At 30.7% G+C, this 19,049-nt stretch carries 24 protein-coding genes and 1 tRNA gene; 16 read left to right on the top strand and 9 right to left on the bottom strand.

Annotated features, from left to right (window positions below):
* Nucleotides 1–118 precede the first annotated feature (118 nt).
* From gmk to MSU_RS04545, 10 genes are all read left to right on the top strand, one after another.
* The gene (gene gmk / locus MSU_RS01820; protein ID WP_272941040.1) at nucleotides 119–673 is read left to right on the top strand and encodes a guanylate kinase; all 555 of its coding nucleotides are present in this window, start codon (nucleotides 119–121) and stop codon (nucleotides 671–673) included.
* Nucleotides 674–685: 12 nt separating this feature from the next.
* Entirely contained in the window at nucleotides 686–1,570 is an 885-nt protein-coding gene (locus tag MSU_RS01825; protein WP_148221866.1) for an HAD-IIB family hydrolase, read from the top strand.
* A 17-nt stretch (nucleotides 1,571–1,587) separates the two neighbouring features.
* Nucleotides 1,588–2,067: an NAD(P)H-dependent oxidoreductase gene (locus MSU_RS01830; RefSeq protein WP_013609019.1), complete on the top strand. Its 480-nt coding sequence runs from the start codon at nucleotides 1,588–1,590 to the stop codon at nucleotides 2,065–2,067.
* Nucleotides 2,060–3,190: an iron chelate uptake ABC transporter family permease subunit gene (locus MSU_RS01835; RefSeq protein ID WP_013609816.1), complete on the top strand. Its 1,131-nt coding sequence runs from the start codon at nucleotides 2,060–2,062 to the stop codon at nucleotides 3,188–3,190. The genes MSU_RS01830 and MSU_RS01835 overlap by 8 nt, the downstream gene beginning before the upstream one ends.
* Before the next feature lie 5 nt (nucleotides 3,191–3,195).
* Nucleotides 3,196–4,236 carry an iron ABC transporter permease gene (locus MSU_RS01840; protein ID WP_013609817.1) on the top strand — a complete coding sequence of 347 codons (1,041 nt, stop codon included), beginning with the start codon at nucleotides 3,196–3,198 and terminating at the stop codon, nucleotides 4,234–4,236.
* 28 nt (nucleotides 4,237–4,264) lie between these two features.
* Nucleotides 4,265–5,101 (top strand): hypothetical protein, encoded by an 837-nt coding sequence (locus MSU_RS01845; protein ID WP_013609818.1) that lies wholly within the window; start codon nucleotides 4,265–4,267, stop codon nucleotides 5,099–5,101.
* A 44-nt stretch (nucleotides 5,102–5,145) separates the two neighbouring features.
* Nucleotides 5,146–5,853, top strand: a complete 708-nt coding sequence (locus MSU_RS01850; RefSeq protein ID WP_272941041.1) for an ABC transporter ATP-binding protein — start codon at nucleotides 5,146–5,148, stop codon at nucleotides 5,851–5,853.
* A gap of 118 nt (nucleotides 5,854–5,971) precedes the next feature.
* A complete protein-coding gene (locus MSU_RS01855) occupies nucleotides 5,972–7,075 on the top strand; it encodes an ABC transporter ATP-binding protein (protein WP_013609820.1) in 1,104 nt (367 codons plus the stop codon).
* A gap of 31 nt (nucleotides 7,076–7,106) precedes the next feature.
* On the top strand, nucleotides 7,107–8,303 hold the full coding sequence (locus MSU_RS01860; protein ID WP_013609821.1) for a type 2 periplasmic-binding domain-containing protein: 1,197 nt from the start codon (nucleotides 7,107–7,109) through the stop codon (nucleotides 8,301–8,303).
* 477 nt (nucleotides 8,304–8,780) lie between these two features.
* Nucleotides 8,781–9,455 carry a hypothetical protein gene (locus tag MSU_RS04545; RefSeq protein ID WP_148221838.1) on the top strand — a complete coding sequence of 225 codons (675 nt, stop codon included), beginning with the start codon at nucleotides 8,781–8,783 and terminating at the stop codon, nucleotides 9,453–9,455.
* Nucleotides 9,456–9,578: 123 nt separating this feature from the next.
* On the opposite strand, the gene MSU_RS04755 is transcribed toward MSU_RS04545, so the two are convergent.
* Genes MSU_RS04755 through MSU_RS01885 form a run of 4 tightly spaced genes read right to left on the bottom strand, consistent with a single transcriptional unit; the run spans nucleotide 9,579 to nucleotide 10,958 of the window.
* Nucleotides 9,579–9,761: an elongation factor Ts gene (locus MSU_RS04755; RefSeq protein WP_013609824.1), complete on the bottom strand. Its 183-nt coding sequence runs from the start codon at nucleotides 9,759–9,761 to the stop codon at nucleotides 9,579–9,581.
* An 11-nt stretch (nucleotides 9,762–9,772) separates the two neighbouring features.
* Nucleotides 9,773–10,453, bottom strand: a complete 681-nt coding sequence (locus tag MSU_RS01875; protein WP_013609825.1) for a translation elongation factor Ts — start codon at nucleotides 10,451–10,453, stop codon at nucleotides 9,773–9,775.
* A gap of 35 nt (nucleotides 10,454–10,488) precedes the next feature.
* Nucleotides 10,489–10,779, bottom strand: a complete 291-nt coding sequence (locus MSU_RS01880) for a translation initiation factor IF-3 (protein ID WP_237696906.1) — start codon at nucleotides 10,777–10,779, stop codon at nucleotides 10,489–10,491.
* The gene (locus MSU_RS01885) at nucleotides 10,755–10,958 is read right to left on the bottom strand and encodes a translation initiation factor IF-3 (RefSeq protein ID WP_043885156.1); all 204 of its coding nucleotides are present in this window, start codon (nucleotides 10,956–10,958) and stop codon (nucleotides 10,755–10,757) included. The genes MSU_RS01880 and MSU_RS01885 overlap by 25 nt, the downstream gene beginning before the upstream one ends.
* A 212-nt stretch (nucleotides 10,959–11,170) precedes the next feature.
* Here MSU_RS01885 and MSU_RS01890 point away from each other — a divergent pair.
* Nucleotides 11,171–11,258: transfer RNA gene (locus MSU_RS01890), tRNA-Leu, on the top strand.
* Between the two features lie 31 nt (nucleotides 11,259–11,289).
* On the opposite strand, the gene rpoE is transcribed toward MSU_RS01890, so the two are convergent.
* The 4 genes from rpoE to gltX all read right to left on the bottom strand — a co-directional run bounded on the left by rpoE (nucleotide 11,290) and on the right by gltX (nucleotide 14,640).
* Nucleotides 11,290–11,793: a DNA-directed RNA polymerase subunit delta gene (gene rpoE / locus MSU_RS01895; RefSeq protein WP_013609827.1), complete on the bottom strand. Its 504-nt coding sequence runs from the start codon at nucleotides 11,791–11,793 to the stop codon at nucleotides 11,290–11,292.
* A 28-nt stretch (nucleotides 11,794–11,821) separates the two neighbouring features.
* Nucleotides 11,822–12,091 (bottom strand): hypothetical protein, encoded by a 270-nt coding sequence (locus MSU_RS04760; RefSeq protein WP_013609828.1) that lies wholly within the window; start codon nucleotides 12,089–12,091, stop codon nucleotides 11,822–11,824.
* A gap of 5 nt (nucleotides 12,092–12,096) precedes the next feature.
* The gene (locus MSU_RS01900) at nucleotides 12,097–12,999 is read right to left on the bottom strand and encodes an HD domain-containing protein (RefSeq protein WP_013609829.1); all 903 of its coding nucleotides are present in this window, start codon (nucleotides 12,997–12,999) and stop codon (nucleotides 12,097–12,099) included.
* 189 nt (nucleotides 13,000–13,188) lie between these two features.
* Nucleotides 13,189–14,640: a glutamate--tRNA ligase gene (gene gltX, locus MSU_RS01905; protein WP_013609830.1), complete on the bottom strand. Its 1,452-nt coding sequence runs from the start codon at nucleotides 14,638–14,640 to the stop codon at nucleotides 13,189–13,191.
* A 193-nt stretch (nucleotides 14,641–14,833) separates the two neighbouring features.
* Here gltX and MSU_RS01910 point away from each other — a divergent pair, with 193 nt between their 5' ends.
* The 5 genes from MSU_RS01910 (at nucleotide 14,834) to MSU_RS04765 (ending at nucleotide 17,989) form a co-directional block, all read left to right on the top strand.
* Nucleotides 14,834–15,316: a restriction endonuclease subunit S gene (locus tag MSU_RS01910; protein WP_013609831.1), complete on the top strand. Its 483-nt coding sequence runs from the start codon at nucleotides 14,834–14,836 to the stop codon at nucleotides 15,314–15,316.
* Nucleotides 15,317–15,757: 441 nt separating this feature from the next.
* Nucleotides 15,758–16,021, top strand: coding sequence for a restriction endonuclease subunit S (locus MSU_RS01915; protein ID WP_013609833.1), 264 nt, complete (start codon nucleotides 15,758–15,760; stop codon nucleotides 16,019–16,021).
* 102 nt (nucleotides 16,022–16,123) lie between these two features.
* Nucleotides 16,124–16,720, top strand: coding sequence for a hypothetical protein (locus tag MSU_RS01920; protein WP_013609834.1), 597 nt, complete (start codon nucleotides 16,124–16,126; stop codon nucleotides 16,718–16,720).
* A gap of 92 nt (nucleotides 16,721–16,812) precedes the next feature.
* On the top strand, nucleotides 16,813–17,496 hold the full coding sequence (locus tag MSU_RS01925; protein WP_013609835.1) for a restriction endonuclease subunit S: 684 nt from the start codon (nucleotides 16,813–16,815) through the stop codon (nucleotides 17,494–17,496).
* Nucleotides 17,417–17,989: a restriction endonuclease subunit S gene (locus MSU_RS04765; protein WP_013609836.1), complete on the top strand. Its 573-nt coding sequence runs from the start codon at nucleotides 17,417–17,419 to the stop codon at nucleotides 17,987–17,989. Before MSU_RS01925 ends, MSU_RS04765 begins: the two co-directional genes overlap by 80 nt.
* 47 nt (nucleotides 17,990–18,036) lie before the next feature.
* Here MSU_RS04765 and MSU_RS01940 read toward each other — a convergent pair whose 3' ends face one another.
* Complete coding sequence (locus MSU_RS01940) at nucleotides 18,037–19,017, bottom strand: DNA cytosine methyltransferase (RefSeq protein WP_013609837.1); 981 nt, start codon at nucleotides 19,015–19,017, stop codon at nucleotides 18,037–18,039.
* Between the last annotated feature and the right edge of the window lie 32 nt (nucleotides 19,018–19,049).

A 19,049-nucleotide genomic window follows, 5' to 3' on the forward strand; every position in this document is an offset into this window, starting at 1 on the left:
GAAAATGTATTTATGTGAGAGTAAAGAGTATTTTTCCAGTCTAAAAATTTAATAAAAATTTTTATACAAAATACCTAATATTACCGAGAATATAGAAAAAATTCCTAAGAAAGGAAAGTTATTTGTTATCTGCGGCCCTAGTGGCGTAGGAAAAAGAACTTTACTTTCTGAATTAATAAAAAAAGAAGAACTTAATTTAACGATTAATGTGTCCTTTACATCTAGATCTCCCAGAGTGGGAGAAATAGATTCAAAGGACTACTACTTTATTTCCAAAGAAAAATTTGAGAAATTAATCCAAGAAGATAGATTCTTGGAGCATGCTTATTTCTTTGGAGAATATTATGGTACTTCTAGAGATACTGTTCAAGAACTTCTTGAACAGGGAAAAAATGTAATTCTAGAAATAGAAGTTATAGGTTTCTGACAAATTAAGAGAAAAATAGAAGACTTTGTTTCTATATTTATCTATCCTCCGTCTTTAGAACATTTAAGAGAAAGATTAGTCAAAAGACAGACGGAGGATAAAGAAAATATAGATAGAAGATTAAAGAAAGCAGAAGAAGAGCTTAAAGAGATAGTTCACTTTAAGCACACAGTATTAAATGACAATATAGAACAAGCTCTTCTTTCTCTTACTCAGATAATCACTTCCGAGGTAGGAAGTGATTAAAAAATAAAAGTGGTGGAAAAAGGAGCTAGTAGATTGTTAAAGACAAAAATAAAAGTATTATTTTCTGACTTGGATGGTACTTTACTTTCCCCAAGAAGTTGACTTTGGGGAAAAGTAAGAACACATACACTTTCTACATTAGGTACTTTCTTAGATGATGGAGAACATCATCTAATACTAGCTACAGGAAGAAATATAACTAGAGCTAAAGTAATTTCTGACTGATTAGAAGAAAGATTAGGTGGGTATAAGATACCCTACCTAATCTGCTTAAATGGAGGAACTCTAGTTAATAATGAAACAGGAGAAGTAATTTATTCTAAGTGTTTTAAGGTCTCAAAACTTTGAGAACTTATTAAATTCGTTAGAAGAAATTTTCTAGCAGTTTTTATGATCTTTACTTCAGATAATCAGTTATTTACAGAGAATAACTGAATATCTAAGTGCTTTGCTAGAAAATTTTCTAAAAAATATGGAGCTGAAGTTAAGTTTGTAGAACTTTTTGATTTAGAAGGTAATTGAGAGAATATTCAAAAAGTAATGTTTATTAGTTTGCACAGAAATTCAGAAAAACTTAGAGCTATGCTAGAAGCTAAGTTTTCTGAATTTTATGTATCCACTCACGGAGGTTGATTGCTAGAAGTTATTGATAAAAAAATCAATAAGTTCTATGCAATAGAAGAAATTCTAAAAATAGAAAAAAATTGAAACTTAAGGGAATGCTGCGGAGCAGGAAATGAGGGAAATGATCTTATGATGATTCAGGAATGTGGCTTTGGAGTGGCAGTAGACTTCCACTCCAAAAAGAGCTTTAAGTACAATCCTGAATTAATTAATTTCCACACAACAAATAAAGATGGAAAAGCTATTGCTAGAGCTCTTCTAGAGAACTTTTAGTAGTTTTCTAACTAACTTTGACTAGAGTTCTAATTATCTGTGGAAGCAATAGTAGAGACTCCAAAAGTGTTACATTAACACAACAAATATCTAAACAGCTCTCTTTATGAGCTGTTTATCTAAATTCCTATGAATTTATTCCACTATTAACTAACGAAATAATAAATAAGAGGGAGTTTCCTCCCTCTATTAAGTATTTATCTGAAAAAATACTAGAGCACGATATTCTTGTTTTGGTATTTCCGCAATATAACTACAACTTTTCAGGTTTCTTTAAGAATGTATTAGACTGGTGCAGTCTACATACTAAAAAAATTTTCTTAAAGAAACGAATAGTATTAGTTGGAGTTAGCAGTTCTAGAGTGGGAGAAGAAGAGTTCGAGAAAATAACTTCTTGAACTTGCTACTCCCTAGGTGCTGAAGAAATTGTTTTCTTCAACAAAACTCCTAATGAAAATCTGGAAGATTTTATTAGTCAAATAGGTAAATATGTATAGGAATATATATGCTTATTATTCTTTTCCTACAAAAATACTTGAAAAGAATAATAAGACTGAGAAGTGAAATGTATTCAAATATCTTTTCAATAGAAAATGACTTATTGGCTTTGGCCTAGTATTAGTTACACTAGGCCTTTTAGTATTTAATCTATCTCAACAATTCCAAAATAGCTGAGATACTGAAGAAGTCTTAGCTCCATTTTTTGGAGTTAGGCCTAAATTTCAGGAACAATCTCAGCAATTAGAAAGTGCTGGTTCCTGAGCTGGCTACCAAAAAGTAGTTTGAATTTGCTTAGCTTCTATTCTTGCAGCTATTCTTCTGTCTTTATCAGGGAATGTTTCACAATCCCTGCTACAAAACCCACTAGCTGATTGTTCAACTTTAGGAATGATTGATGCAGCGGGATTTGGGCTTATGATTCTCAAAACAATTTTGGGAGCCTCTACAGGAAATTATTATTGAGCATATTTTGCTTCTGCATTCTTTTGCGCATTTCTTGTGTTCGCTCTCATATTATTTCTCTTTAATAGAGAGACTGCATGAGAGAGAACAAATACATGCACAATGATTATTCTCTTCGGTCTTGTTCTGAATATATTCTTCAGAACATCTGTCCACTTAATAAAAGAGCATAGTGCAACTTCAGTTAATGTTGCATATGCTCTTGCAATGGGAGGTGCTGAAAACATTTATGAAATGTTTCCATCTCAATACACACTACTAAGATGAGCAATTCCTATAGTAGTTGTTTTATTTATAGTCACTCGACTATTATCCAAGAATTGAAACCTAACTGAGTTAGGTTTTGATCAAGCACATTCTCTTGGAGTGAATATAAAACTTCTGCAGTTTATTGGTTACTCAATAATACTGTGTTGCAACACACTAACAATTAACTTAGTAGGGAATATTTCTTTCATAGGACTTATTAGTACGCATTTAGCTAGAAAGCTATATCGTACTAGAAAGTATGAAACAATAATTCCAGTATCTGCAATTATTGCAGTTACTCTAATAATGGTTGCAGTTACTGTAAATCAATTAGTTCCAGCTATTTCTAGCTCTAACTTAATACTTGCTTTAGGAGCTCTTTCCCTTCTTCTTTTAACTAAGGAATAAGACTTATGTCTGTATTCCACCCTATTAGGGCAGAGAGAGCTCTCCAAATGAGGGCTCTTAGTGAGCCCTCAAAATGAATAAGTCTCCTAATAGTTTTCATTTCAGCTACATTCTTCACACTATTTACCTTTGATGGACGATATGACTTTTCATATCGGATATCTAATCCTAGACTTTGACAATATTTTCTCGCTATGTTCAGTGGAGGAGCACTAGGAGTAGCTGGACTACTCCTTCAAAAATTAACTAAGAATCCACTAGCTGATATATCACTTTTAGGGATTGGATCCCTAAATATTATTGCTATATCTTTATATATCTTTTTCCAATTTGATGGAGAAAAAGCTTCAGTACCATCTCTAAAAGTAATACTCCCTTTTATTTCTTTGGCAGCGTCCCTAATAGGGACGTGCCTTATTTACTTTTTATCTAAGAATAAAAAGAATACTCAATCCTTTGTTATTTCTGGAATATCATTTCAATTTTTCTGTGAAGCTATTAGCGTAGCTATTCTTAGCTTCGTCAATAGTGACAGAGATCAAGCTTCACAGATTTCAAGAGAAATAGCTAACTATAGCTATGGAAGAATTCCAGATCTTCAAGATATATCAGCTTTTCCTCACTGAAGAATTGTCACAATTATTTCTTTCATACTAATCACCATTACAGTGGGATTAGTATGACTATTTAGAAGAGAACTAGAAATAATTGAATTGGGAGATGATTATGCTATCTCCCAGGGAATCCAAATAGAAAAACTAAAGAAAATGTTTTTTGTTGTTATTGCAGTTCTAGCTGGATTAGAAAGTGCCCTAATAGGGACAATATCCCTATTGGGAATAATTGCTCCACATATTGCCAAATTTATATTTGGCAATAAAGCTTCTTCTAATGTACTTGTAAGTTTTATTTGTGGAGCACTCCTAGTTGTATTAGCTACTTTCTTGTCCGTTAATTACGGACAAAACATTCCTATTGGAGTGCTCTCTACAGCAATTATTACTCCTATATTTTTATTCCTAATACTGAAACAAAGAGGAATTTAACTTTCCTCTTGAATTCGGAAATATAGAAATGAAATTCAAATTTCTTTCTATATTTGCTTCAGTATTTACTGGATTTGTCCCTTTAACTGCTTATAGTTTTGGGAAATTGAATAGTAAATTTTCAGCTTTAAAAAGTAGAGATCAGTTTTTAAATCCTTCCCCTAGTGTGAGTGGAAGAGAAAGGGTTTCTAGTAGTCAGTCTTTCGAAATGCCCGACTATAGTTCTTGATCTTTGATATTTAATTCAGGTAGTTTTTCTTTCATTAAAAAAATTCTGAATCAATTAGATATTCAAGCTCACAATAAACAATTAAAGCCTAAAAACACCCAAACATTACCAAAAGGTCTTTTCAATACTAGCAATGAACTCTATACAGAAAGCTTTCAAAAACTTATGAAAAAGTTTTTTAAAGATTTAAGTTGAGTTCATTTAGTAACTCCTATTGAGGGAGCTGGAGAACCTCAACAACAAGCTTTAGTTCAAGCTTCTTCATCAAGTAGTTCTTCCAGCTCATCTTCAAGTTCCTCGACTGATACAGATCTTTCAACTTATTTTGAACCATTTAGGCAAAAATTTTTTGCCATAAATGATTGAATTGAAACATCTATTATGTTTTTGGTATTGTTAACTTGTTCATCTTTGTTATTAGCTGGATGAGTAATATTTGTGGTATTAGACCCAAATATTGAGAGGTCTAAAAAAATTAGAAAAATAGGTTTTCACCTGGTAACACAGTTTCCAGGATGATTAATAGTTGATTTCTTAGAAAAGAAAGATAAATCTAAGAAATTAGAGAATCTTTTATCTTCTTTCGAGAGAAAAGAAAAAATAGAAGTAAGTGTGATATATCTACCTTTAAGTTAGACAACGTTAACTTCAAGGTAGATAATTACAACATTCTGAAAAACATTAGTTGTAATTTAGAAAAGAATGAATTCTACTCTATAATAGGCCCCAACGGGGCCGGTAAGACTACATTCCTAAAACATTTGGGAGGTATTCTTAAGCCTACATCTGGAAAACTCTATGTAGGTGATAAAGAATTAAAGAATATAAGTAGTAAAACATTCTGAGAGAAAACTGCTTATATTCCTCAAGAACTAAATATACAGGGAGATACCCCTGTATATGATTTCTTACTTTACTCTAGATATTCTTCTATCTCAAGAATAGATAGAGTAAGTAATGAAGATCATGTTAGAACTTTAGAGGTTATTAAGTTAGCAGGTATAGAACACTTGCGCTGAAATAGAATGGGAGAACTTTCTGGCGGTCAAAGACAGAAAGTTATATTAGCAAGTATTTTGATGAAAGATGTAGAACTCATCTTGATGGATGAGCCTACAACTTTCCTAGATGTTCATAATAGAAATTTCTTTATTTCTTTCCTGAAGAGATTGCATCTCTCAGGTAAAACAATAATTGCTAACTTGCATAACTTTACAGAAATTTCTAATTTATCTACAAAGATTATTGCCCTAAAAGATGGAGAAATCTTCAAGATGGGAGATAAATCAGAAATTTTGCAAGCAGATGTTCTAAACGAACTATATGATTTAGAACTTCCTTCTGACAACTGACAATCTTTATTGTCAGTAACATCTTCTAACTATTAAGTTCTTAAGAACTTTAATTTGGTTTGCGTGGAAGAACTGACTTCCTCTCAAGACAGCTGTAAAGTGAATTTCTATAAATCACTGAACAGCTGTCTTTTGTCTTCTAACTTCATGACTATTGAATTTTTTAGAAAATCAAAGCTTTAAGTCTTTAACTTTCTTTGATGAGCTAAAGTGACTTTTTATAGCTATATCAATATTTCTTATTGTTTTTAAATTTTTGCTATCAACAAAAATTTATAACTCAATAGTCAATATTGATAGTTTTTTAAAGACATGTTTCTTTTTAGAAAGTGTCTTTAATCCTTTCGGAATTATATTTACGAAATATTTACTTTTAGCTTGTCCTATTGAATCTTGAGAAGAAAAACCTTCTTCACCTGATTTAGTTTCGAAACTAAATCAGTATTATTCAAAAACTATTTTTCCAACAATAATTCCTTCACAGAAGAAATTATTGGTAATTTCTAATCTTTCTTTCTCTTATAGACACTTTCCTAAAGTTATTGCCAATCTATATAAGTATTTATCTAGATTGGAGTTCATGAGACTTAAATGAAAAAAATATTTAAGTAATAGAGAGAATGAGAAACTCATTCGAGAACTTAATTTAAGTCTCAATTCAGGAAAGTTTATTGTAGTTGTAGGTAGCAATGGTTCTGGTAAAAGTACCATTGCTAAGATAATAGTTCACCTTCTTTCCAACTATGAAGGTAAAGTATTGTGAGCTGGAAAGGAATTAAAGGACATTTCTATTAAATCTTTTGCTAGAAATGTCTCTTATATTCCTCAGCAATCAATAATCTATCACGATATTTCTCTTTTTGAATTCATCTCAATAGGATTCTCTCCTTGAGAAGGATTCACAAAGAAAATATCTAAATCTAAAAAGGAAGAAAAAGTATTAGAAATACTTAAGGAAATGAAATTAGAGAAAGAAATGTCTAAGTCTTTGCATTCCCTCTCTGGAGGGAATAGACAGAAAGCTATTATTGCTAGATCAATAGTTCAGGGTTCAAAAATTATAGTTTTAGATGAACCTCTAAATTTCTTAGATATTAAAAATAAGATAGTCGTTCTGGACTATCTTAAGTCCCTACAAAATAAATATGGTGTGACTATTATCATGATTCATCATGATATAGCACAAGTACAACCTTACTTGGATGAACTAGTAGTTATAGATAATGGTTTCCTGGAAAAACACATAAGAGTTAGATAAAAATTTTTATCTAACTCTTTTTAAATTTTTCTTGGTAACTAAAGTAAAGTGAATTTGAGGTTTTACAGGAACTTTCGGCTCTCAAAGTGTTTTGATTCCAGTATTAATTTCTCAAGATTCTGGAATCAAAACAATTACAGTAGCTGGAAGTAGCTCTTTATTCGAGCCAGTTGAATCACTGAGTGATTCAATTAATTTAAGTTCAAATAAAAATGTTGTTTTAAGTGCCCTCCCTACTGGTTCTACTTGAGGGAGAGAGGCACTAAAAAATAAACAAATAGATCTTTCTCTGTTATCGACAGAGAAAGAGAATTCGCTAGGTATTGGATTTATTTTGGAAAATTTTTTGAAAACCGTAACAATATCTGAACATAAATTAGTTAGAGATCCAGTAGTTCTTCTTTATTCTTCTAGTGGTTGTGTAGCCCAAGGAATTAAGGAATTGGGAGAATATTATCGACAAAAATATGCAAAAGATATTTTTGCAGGGAAGGAAATAAAAAATGTAGATAAAGACCAACTAAAAGTTTGTTTACAAAATTTAGTTGGTTTTTCAAGAGAAGGAAATAATAAAAGATCAAGTATTAATAGAGCTTTAATTGGAAAGCAAGAAAAAGAATTTGATCACTTAAAGATTAGAGAAGTTCCGGAAAATAGTCACTTAGCTATAGATTTTTTAATAAGAGAATCATCAAATGATTCTCTAGTGTTAGTTCCAAATTCTTTTTATGAAGTGAATAAAGATTATTTAAAGAGTTTGGGGTTTGAAGCTATAGTATTTGAACATTATTCTCTGGAAAGAAAAATGAATTTCGGAATAGAAAAAGATGAAATTAAGAATAATCCTGAAAAACTATTGTGAGTTAATGATTTTTTAACTCACTATAAAAAATTAGAAAGTGATTTTCAGTTGGACACTACAGCAGCTTATTATGACCAAAATAGACAATGCATTAAGTATTATGGTCTCTTAGATTCTCCTGTAGAAGTTAATACCATCACTGGGGGGGGCACTCTCCCTCTAATGCCCAAAAAAATAATATTGATGCCAAAAGTCAAGAATCAAGAAATAATTCCCCAACTTTGGGCAAAAATCACTATATTAAGAGCTTTATATCTTCAATTCTTGCTTTCTCAGAATCGCAAGAATGAGGAAGATACTTGCCACTCAAAACTATTCTTAATTCCCTCAAGAAAGATAAATCCATTATCTCATCAGAATGCTTAATAGAACAAAGTGAATCATAGGATTCACTTCTGTTTTTGGTTCTCAAGCTATTTTGATTCCAGTATTAAGCTCTAAAGACTCAGGGCTCTCAACAGTAACGCTAGCTGGAAGTAGCTCACTATTTGATCCCTTTGAGTCTTTAGTAGATGTAATTAAAGATCCTAAAGTATCAGTAAGTATATTGCCTACTGGTACAGCTTGAAGTAGAGAAGCATTAGATAAGAAACATATAGATATGTCTCTTACTTCTACTAGAAGAAAGGAAAGTGAAGCTAATGTTCAAATTGGGAGAGGATCATCTGGTTTGTTCGGAATCTTTAATGATATAGGAAATCTTTTTTCAGGAAGAAATCCAATAATTAAAAATTTTTGACAGCAAACTGGACCAATAAAAGAATGGAATTTAGTCACTGATCCAGTTGGATTTTTATATACAGATTATTTAGGTTGTCCTAAAAATGGAGAAAGTTTAAAGAAATGAGAAGGAACTTATGAAGATGATGTTTTGTCCATTCTTTTTGGACTAAAAGAAAAAATAATGTTAGAACTAGATTTCCTTGTCAAGGTAAATGAGAGGGATTTTCTAGGGAAGGAAGAGATTCCAGATCCAGCGTTAATAAAACATTATTAACAAAAGTAAGTTCAGGGCAAGATAAAAGCTCCGATCACCTTAAATTCAGGGAAATCCCTGAAAGTAATTATGCAGCTATTGAATTTTTAGTGAGAGAAGCTCACTCAAATTCTTTAATTCCTATTCCTGAATCCTTTTATAAAGCTAATGAAGAATATTTAAAAGGATTAGGATTCCATTATCTTTCTTCAAGTGTTTCAACTTTTAGTCTTTTTTCTTCTTCGGGACCTACAACTTCCTATAACAGACAATTGAAGTTTGAGGTGAATAAACAAGAGCTAGAAAAAGAAGAAAGCATTAATAAAAGAAAATGAATCAACGAAGCTTTAACTCAATATGAGAAATTTAATAAAGACTTCAAGTTAAATGTTGCAGCCTCTTTTTATGACGGAAATAAAGAATGTGATGTAAATAGAGGTAATTTATTGCTAGAATACAAAGGACGACCTCATGAAGTTCACGAAGTCACAGGAAAACCTGAAGAAGTTAAAAACTGTAATCAATCAAACAAAAAGAATTAATTTTTAATATCTCCTCCCCCCCCCGAGAGGGGAGAAGGATATACAAAAAAACTAAACCATTAAAAAATCCAAGAAGATTCTTTTAAACCCCCCTGAAGAAGGGGAAAAAGTTTTTCTACTAAATTAAGGTAGAACTATTTTGTGAGCTCACTTAGGGAAAAGGTCATTGTGAGTCAATATTTGGGAAATTTGAAGACTTGAATCTAATACAAACTCTTGATTTGTGAATGTAACTTTAGAAATTATTTGCTTAATTTGCTTTTCAATTACTTTGTCAATATTAGGGATATTTGGATTTTTAGCCAATAGGCTTTCTCTTAATTTATTTTTTCTTGTTCTAGTCAGTTAGGGCAAACTTCTTCTTCGGTCAAGAACAAACAATTAGATGCTGCATAATGCAGCACTAATTTTTTAATTTCAAAAATATTTTCTATATCAGTTTTTTCTCCTGTTTTTAGAGAAAGAATAGCTCCTAATTTGTTATTGTGGTGAACATAAGAAAGGTTTAGGCACTTCTCTTCTGAAACAGGAGAAACTATTAATTCAGTTATCTTAATAGTTTCTTTAGTAATAGAGGAAAGGGAGGAAATTTTTTGTTCTACTGTAAGTTCATCTTTAGTTGACTGTAGTTTTAGGAATTCTTCCAAACTTAATGTTTTGTTTTCTCCTTTTTGTAGATAATTTAGAAGAATATCAGCAATTTCAGAGGCAGTAGATTTAAAGTCAGCAGAGTTAGTTACGAAGTCTGTCTCAGCTCTCATGCAGAATAGAGCTGCAATTGAATAATCTTCTGTATGTACTTGAAAAATCTTTCCTTCCGGAAGTTCAGAATCTCCTGAAGAAGTTGAACTAGAATGTTTAATACTTTTCTTGAAAAGTAATCCTTTAGCTTTGTCATAGTCATACTTAGCTTCTTCTAAAGCTTTTAGGCATTCATTGAAAGGAGCCAAAGTCTCCTTTCTAAGTCTTACTAAAAACTTCTTTTTATCTCCTACCATAAAAAACTACTTACTAATTAGAGTTTACTCTCTAATTAAGAAGAGATTGGATCTTTTGATTCACTTTTAGTTGCTGCTGCTTTCTTGGAGAGAGGAACAAAAACACAAGAATATTGTGTTTTGTTAACTCCTTTTAGAGGTTCCATTGTCTTTCCGGCATCTTGTATTATTTCTTTAATTCTGCCGAGAAGGCTCTCAGCAATAGGAGATTTAAAGTTAGCAGTTTCAAAAGGAGTCTTAATAATTAATTGAACTCTATCTCCAGCTTCCAATCATTCTTTCATTTTTTTAATTTTTCATTCTAAATCATGAGAGTCAATCTTCAATTTAAGGGCAATAGATTTCATCTTATTGCCCTTATTTTTTCTTTTTTAGAAGATTGATATTCTTGTTTCTTTTTTTCTTGTATGAAAGATTCGTAATTTACAAGCTTTACTACATGAGGACTAAGTGAACTATTAACTAGCATAAGATCTAGTCCTTTTTCCTCTGCTTTAGTAAACATCTCCTCTCAGGAGACGATACTAGAAGAGCCGTCTTCTTCTATTAATCTATATGTCTCTTCGTTAGTGTTTTCCCGTGTAAGTTGTTTTGGAAATTTTTTTCCTAGTTTCAGTATTGAAGTAACTAAAAGATGAAGTTAAATAAAATCTTTTTTAGAAAGTTAAATTCTTTAGTTTGCTTACTAAAGAATTTAACTCTTCCTTTAATCGTTACGCTCTTGTGGTGGAATTGGTAGACACGGTAGTCTCAAAAGCTACTGATACAGAATATCGTCTCAGTTCGAGTCTGAGCAAGAGCACCAGTTTATTAACTAACCCTTTTATTTAAGAAGACTATTCGTAGTCTTCATCTTCGTCATCGTTAGATTTTCTACCACTACTGTATCCTTCTCCTTCGGAGTCAATTTCATCATTAATTGAATCTTCTTCACTTTCAGGAGAAACATTGTTGCTTTCAAGTTCTTCATCTTCAACAATTTCATCTTCAGATTCATCTTCTTTCGGAGATGATTCTTCTACTGGATCTTCACCTTCTAGTTCCTTCTCGGAGAAGGAAATCTTTTGAGCTCTCTTACCCATAATCTTTAGATATTCTGAATATTCCATATATTCTCTAAGTTTTCACATATTTTTTCCAACATATACAAATCTCGGGTCACTTAATAATTCCATATAAAAAGGACCAATTCAGTTTTCAATACTGTCTTTTTTAAAATCTTTAGCTTTCATTCATGTCTTATTTCAAAGAGCTTGAAAATTAAAACTTTGTTGACCAAAATTTTCTATAGCTACTTCATTAGCTATATTGATTAAATCTCTTAGATTTAATTTAGTCATTTTTTCTTACCTTTTCTTTTATTTTAACTTAATTTTTCAAGTTTAATCAATTATTATGGTGTTTTTTAGTCATTAAAACAAAGTGTATTTCTCTCTCTTCTTGGAATGGGAAACTTAATTCAAGATCTTTAAAAGTTTTTGAACTTAAGTCAAAATAACTTAATTTTTGAATTTTTTGAACTGCCTTATGACTTATTAGAGAAGAAATTCTTTTTGTTTGTAGAATCTCTTCTTCTTTAATAATGTCAGGACATTCAAGTGAAAATTTACTGAATTTTTCAAATTCTTCTTGCTGCATTCTTACTAGAACATGATTACTTTCTTCAGAGTTACCTCTGAAGAGTAATAAAAGAGAATATAGTGAATTAGAAATAGAAGATGGATTAGATTTTTTATCTCTCAAAACAATTCATCTAATTTTGAGAGAATAGTATAGTCTTTCAAATTAATAAATTCTTCTACTTTTATTTCCTCTAGTGTTTTTTCAAAAAGAGGTAATAAGAGTTCATAATTCGCATTATTCACAAATTCAGAGTTAAAAATCTTTTTTCATTCTTGAAATATCGCAAACAATATTACTTGATAAGAACAAGCAGAGGGATTTGAATAAACTTCCCTCTGCATATATTCTCTAGCTAATAGAAGAGAATATCTCTGATAATTAGTTTTTTGCAAAAAAGCTAACTTTCTTTGACCATTTAATTTAAGTAGTCTAGTTCACTTAATTATTAGACTAGGATCTATTGAGAGAGTGAAACTTCCGCAGAAGTATCTATCTCTCAATAGATAATCTAGTCTATCTACATCTATATCTGAAGAAATTAATTCTTCTATTCATTTTCTCTCACTCTTTCTAGATAAAATATTTACTATTTCTTCAGCAAAGAAGGAGTCTTCTTTGCCATGAACTCTAGATCTTTCAACTAAGAGAAGATTTAACTTAGAGTTTTTATTAAGAATTATTCTTTTTGTCATTTCTTCATGAGAGAAATTAGGGAAGAGTCACTCGAAAAAATGTGAAAAAGGACCATGCCCTAAGTCATGCAGGAGGGCACTAGCGAGAGCTAAGTCAATTTCTAATTGATCATCTTTCAGATTTAGATCTCCCAGAGAAAGAAAGTGGGAGATAAATTTAGAAGTTAAAGCATAAACACCCAGAGAATGAGAAAGTCTAGAGTGAGTAGCTCCTGGAAAGTTTTCATGCAAAAAACCTAATTGACTTATTGAAGATAGTCTTTGAAACTCCTGAGTATTTAAAAGTCCGTATAGTCAAAAGGAGTAGCCTTCAAAAATGATCTCACCATGTATGGGATCTTTTATGAACGGTCAACCCCCAGAAACTGGGAGTTCTAGGTGGGGTTTAGAAAAGAAAAGAATACCTAATTATCTAAGTATCTACTTTAGTTTTTTCGAAACATCTCTTAATCTAGAGCAGATATTGTCTTGCCCCAACAAAAGAATAGTTGAATACATTGGAAGTCCTTCTGGATCGCCAGTTAAAAGGAATCTTAATTTATGACAAATATCAGGTTTTGGAGTTCCCAATTCATTAAATAATTTTTTCAGCAATAGTCTTGCTTCCGCCTCAGTTCAAGACTCTACTTGATTAGAAGTGAAAAAACTCAAAGTTTTTTCAATAAATTCTTCAATATTTTCATATTCTTTTAGTTTTTCGAAGAATTCCTCATTTAAGTATTTCTCACTATAGAATTCTTCGGAAATTTCAACTAGAGAATAAGCATACTTAACTCTAGATCTGAATCTAATTGCAAATTCTTTTTTCATTTCTTCGGATAATTGAAATCCCTCTATATTGCCCTTGAAGAAGGGCAATACAAAATTCAAATATTGAAAAACGTCCATCTTACTTAGGTAAGAAAAGCTCATTCATTCCAACTTCTTGAAATCACAAATAGAAGGAGATCCACTTAAACCCGATATTGAAAAGTTAGAAATACTTTCTTTTAGGTTGAAGAATTCTCTTTCACCACAAGTTCAACCTAAAAGAAGTAAATAGTTTAGAAGAGCTTCTGGATGATATCCCTTTTCTAGGAAGTAACTTACTAGATATTTTTGTGCATTGACATCTCTCTTAGAGATTTTTTTTCCTGTCTCTGCCGACATTATTAGGGAGAGATGTCCAAAATTAGGAATAAACTCTTCTCATCCAAAAGCTTCATATAAAGCTATTTGGTAAGGAGTATTTGAGAGATGTTCTTCTCCCCTGAAAATATCTGATATTTTCATTTCATAATCATCTACAACTACTGCAAAGTTGTAGGTCGGAAGTCCATTACTTCTCATAAGTATTATTTCCCCCATAGAAGAAGCTGGAAAAGTCATTTTTCCTCTAACATAGTCTTCTCATACATATTCTTTAGACTGATCCAGCTTAAGTCTATAGCAATATGGAATACCATTAGCTAGTTTTTCATCTATCTCTTCTTTAGAAAGATGTTTACATTTCCCAGAGTAAAGATAGGGATTTTCTTCCCTTTCTTTTTCTAACTCTTCTTCTGTACAAAAACATCTGTAAACTCTATCTTTTTCAAATAACTCTTGTATTCTCTTTTTATAAATCTCAATTTTTTGAGTTTGTAAGTAAGGACCATAAAGTCCCGGACAAACAAAAGATTCATCCGGAATAAGAAGTAAAGATTCTAGGTAATCTAGAATCTTTTGAACTTGTTCTTGTTGATTTCTAGTTTGATCAGTATCTTCTATTCTTAAGACAAAATCTCCGTGATTTTGCTTAGCATATAAGAAATTAACAAGTGCAGTTCTAAGACCACCTATATGAAATTCCCCTGTAGGGGAGGGAGCAAATCTTGTTCTTACTCTTCTAATAGTCTTTTAGTTAATTAATAAATAAATGATCTATTTAATTTTCTTATTTATTAATTAGCTTTAAAGACAATAAAAGACTAATTAAAAGAAAAAACCTAATAAACAATATATAGAAATATATAGATTTATTAGGTTAAAAAAGAGAAAATATTTTTTAAAAATATTTAATTGTTTTTGGTAATTAATTAACTATATGTCCAAGTGAGAGTGAGTTACTTTGGATAAATTAGGGAAATTCGAAACTGGAAGTCCATGAAAAGAAAAATATAGCATTCTTAATTTTCCAAATGAGCATAAAGGCATTCCTTTTGTGGATGGCGGAACAATTAGTCAAAGCAAATTTCACATTTCTGGAGATAAGTTCTACTCACAAAAATATCTTCCCCCTAATATAAAAATTTTTCCCGAAGATACTGTTTGTTTTGTATGTGTCGGATCTTATCCCGGAGAATCAAGAATTTCAAAAACGAATGTTTGCGTTTCTAACAATATTTATGCTTTCAATTCCTTCAAAAATATTTCTGATCCTAAATTTTTTAAGTATTCTTTAGATTTTTCTGATATAAAGAAAAAAATTTTTATTTTTTCCGCAACCACAACTCCTCGAAGAGCTTTAACTAAACATAAATTATTAACAATTAAATTTCCTTCGCCCCCCCCAGGACACAAAAGTTAATAGGAGATATTCTTTCAGCTTATGATGAGCTTTTTGAGAATAACAAGAGACAAATTGAAATTCTTGAAAGAGTTAGAACACTAATTTATAAGAAGTGATTCGGAGAATTTTATAGAGATAATGTCCCTCTTCCAGAGGGATGAAGATTTGAGAAACTTGAAAATTTAGTAACTATAAAAAGAGGGGAAGTTGCTGCGGGAGAGGAGATATCTTTAGTTGAAGCTAAAAACAAAATCACTTATCCATTTTTCACTTCTTCAAAAGATTCTCCAAAAATAATTGATAGATATTCTTACGATCAAACAGCAATATTGTTGACTACTGCAAGATATTTTGTAGTAAATATATACAGGGGTAAATTTGAAGCCAGTGATGGTTGTTTAATTCTCTCTCTCTCTCTCTCTCTCTCTCAATTCTTGAGAGAAAGATTCTCTTATATATTTGATATCAGAAACAATCAAAAATTTTCTTCCTCTTTTGGGGGAGAAAGCTACAGGAACTAACTATAAGACATTAAAAAAAGAAAATATATACGGCCTAAGAGCTTTAATCCCAGATCAAAAAACTCTAGAAAAATTCAATTTAATTTGTGAAGATATTCAATTAAAGATTGAAAAACTAACTAAGAAAATTGAAAATTCAGAAAAGATAAGGGAGAAGTTATTAGATAAGTTGTTTAGTCAAAAAGTAAAGATTTCTTTATAAAAGTAGATAAAAGAAAAGAATTTTGTTAATAATTTTTTGAAAATTAAAAATTAATAAAATTTTTCTTTTCAAAAAAGCAATAAGAATTTAGTTATTCATTAAATGACTTCTTTAACAGCATTTTTAGGTGTTATGTTTCCTTGAACATTAAGTAATGGTGATATTACTATGTTTGCTTCTAATAAAGAAAAAACAACAGTAGAGTGCGAAGTTACAGATGATAAAACTTCTTTATCATCAACTAAAAAAATTTCCTCAAATAATTGCATTTCAGTTGAGGAATTTTTTAAAAAAGTAATAGAAATATTGGAAGATGAAAAACCAATTAAAAGGCGCAATATTGTTAGATTTCCCAGAATTTATAAAACACTTTGAGAATCTTTTGAATTTTCTAAAGGTAAAAAAGAATGTGCTCGAGCATCATGGGGTTTTCATGAGCAATTAAGAATAATAGAGAAGGGTTGTGCAGGATGAACAAAAAATATTTCTGTTGATGGAATTAAAAAAGATCCTAATAAAGTTGTTCACTGAATAAGAGGAGAAAAGGTAGCAGTAACAAGGTATTTAAATAGATGAGGATTTTTAATGGGCAATTTAGAAGAAAAAGATGGAAAAATGGATTGAAGAATGTATAAGACTCATTGTCATGGGAACTTTTTTAGACAGAGGGATCAAGTAGAAATAACTTGCGAAACCTAATTAATTATTAAATAAAAAATTAATTAAATTCCCCCTTTCTTGGGGGCTTAATTTTTTCTTTAAAAGTTAACTAAATATTTAATTAATAATTGATGAGTGAAAAGTGAGAATGAGTTACTTTGGATAAGTTGGGGAATATAGAGGCTGGCAGGCAAGCCTCTAAATTAGATAATTCACTTTTTGAAGGAGGAAACATCCCTTTAATAGGGGGAGAAGAAGTGTCAAAAAGTAGGTTTAGTGTTAACCCTGAAGTTAAAAAATTTTATAACTTGAAAGGATTGCGACAAAGTAAATTGTTTTCTAAAGGCAAAATTTTATTCATTCGCTCCGGAAATTCAGCTGGAGATTCCTCTTTTCTAAATTTTGATTCCTGTTTAACTCAAAATCTTTATTCCTTTTCTTCCTTTAAGGAAATATCTGATCCTAAATTTGTCAAATATTGTTTCAATTTCCAAAATTTAAAAACCAAATTAATCGTTTTATCTAAGTTACAAACAGCTCAACCAAATTTAACGCTTACAAAATTATTCCAAGTTAAGTTTCCTAAGCCCCCTCTAGATATTCAGCAAAAAATAGGAGAAATTCTTTCTAGATACGATTTAATTCTTGACAATAATGAAAAACAAATTCAATTATTGAAGAATTTGAAAATATCTCTTTTTAAGGAATGATTTGTTAAGTTAAGGTTTCCTGATTATGAAAGTTACTCTATTCGGGGGGGAGTTACCTGAAGGCTGAAAGAGAGTCAAAATAGGAGAAATTTCAAAAATTCTTAAAGGAACTAAACCGGCAAATCACGCAAATTTATTGGGTGGAGGTGGAAAATATCCATTTTTTACCTCTTCTTTTACAACTAAAAGGTCTTACACCTTTTCATATGATTCATTTTCTTTGTTAGTTTCTGAAGGAGGAAGTACTTTTCATGCAAAAATTTACAAAGGTAAATTTGAAGCTAGCAATCACACCTATGTAATTGATTTGGAAGAAAAAGAAAACACTTATTTAGTTTTGGAATTCTTAAATAATATTCATTTACCCAAATTAAATTGATTTACCTGCGCCACAACCTTCCTCAAGAATCTTTCTCCCCAGAAACTCAAAGAAATAGAAATCCTAATTCCAGATCAAAAAATTCTCGAAAAATTCAATAATTTTTGGAAAAATATTCATTCCAAAATTGAGAAGTTGGAACTAAAAATGCAAAAATATGAAGAAATTAAAAAGAAACTTTTGAATTCTCTTTTCTCTCAAGAAATTCAAGTCTATTAGTTAATAAATAAGGAAGAGCCTTTATGGCTCTTTTATTTTTTATCCTTTTAACTATTCAATACCTTTAGTATTTCTTTGGCAATTGCGAAAATAACAGGAACAGTTACTGAATTCCCAAATTGCTTGTAAGCTTGATTATCGCTAACAGGTATTAAAAAGTTATCTGGAAATCCCTGAAGTCTTGCCGCCTCACGAGGAGTTAATTTCCTAGGATTTTTATTTTTTTGTTCTATGAGGATTTCACTACCATCCTTATAGTATCTAGCTGAAATAGTATTTGTGTAACTACTATTTTCACTAAAAAGGGAGAAACCAAATCCTCTCCCTTTTAGTTTGTGCTCTTCTTTTCTTCTTTTATGACCTTCTCATAAAAGATCAGAGATAGTATATTTATTATTTACTTCCTTTTCTAGTATGTCTCCCACACATGTAGCTTTTAGTGTGGGAGAAGGCATACTAAAGTTTTCGTAGGATTCAACTAAATCTTTATTGAATCCTACTATGTATATTCTTTCTCGATTTTGGGGTATTCCAAAATCTCTAGATTTAAGAACTTTATAAGTTATGTGATAATTCAAATCTTTTAAATGTTGTTCAATAACTTTTAAAGTTTCTCCTTTATTGTGAGTTCTTAAATTTTTTACATTTTCCAATAAAAAAGTCTTAGGCTTTTTATCCTTTAATATTCTTATTATTTCAAAGAAAAGAGCTCCTCTCTCATCTTCAAAACCTTTCTTTTTTCCTGCCTGACTAAAAGCTTGGCAGGGAAAACCAGCTACTAGAATATCATGATTCGGAATATCTTCTGAATTTATTTCTCTGATATCCCCTAAAGGTTCATCAGAGAAATTAGATTTGTAAGTTTTCTTAGCAAACTTGTCTATTTCACTACTAAATACTACCTTAACTTCTCCAGTTAGGTGGAATCCTAATCTTGTCCCACCTATTCCTGCGAATAGGTCAATCATCCTGTATTTAGAATTTTCATTATTGGGGAATGGAGCTTCATTCCCTTCCTTATATCCCATCTAATTATTTATATATAAGGGAAAATATATAA

Source organism: Mycoplasma suis str. Illinois (assembly GCF_000179035.2).
GTDB classification, from domain to species: domain Bacteria; phylum Bacillota_I; class Bacilli_A; order Mycoplasmatales; family Mycoplasmoidaceae; genus Eperythrozoon_A; species Eperythrozoon_A suis.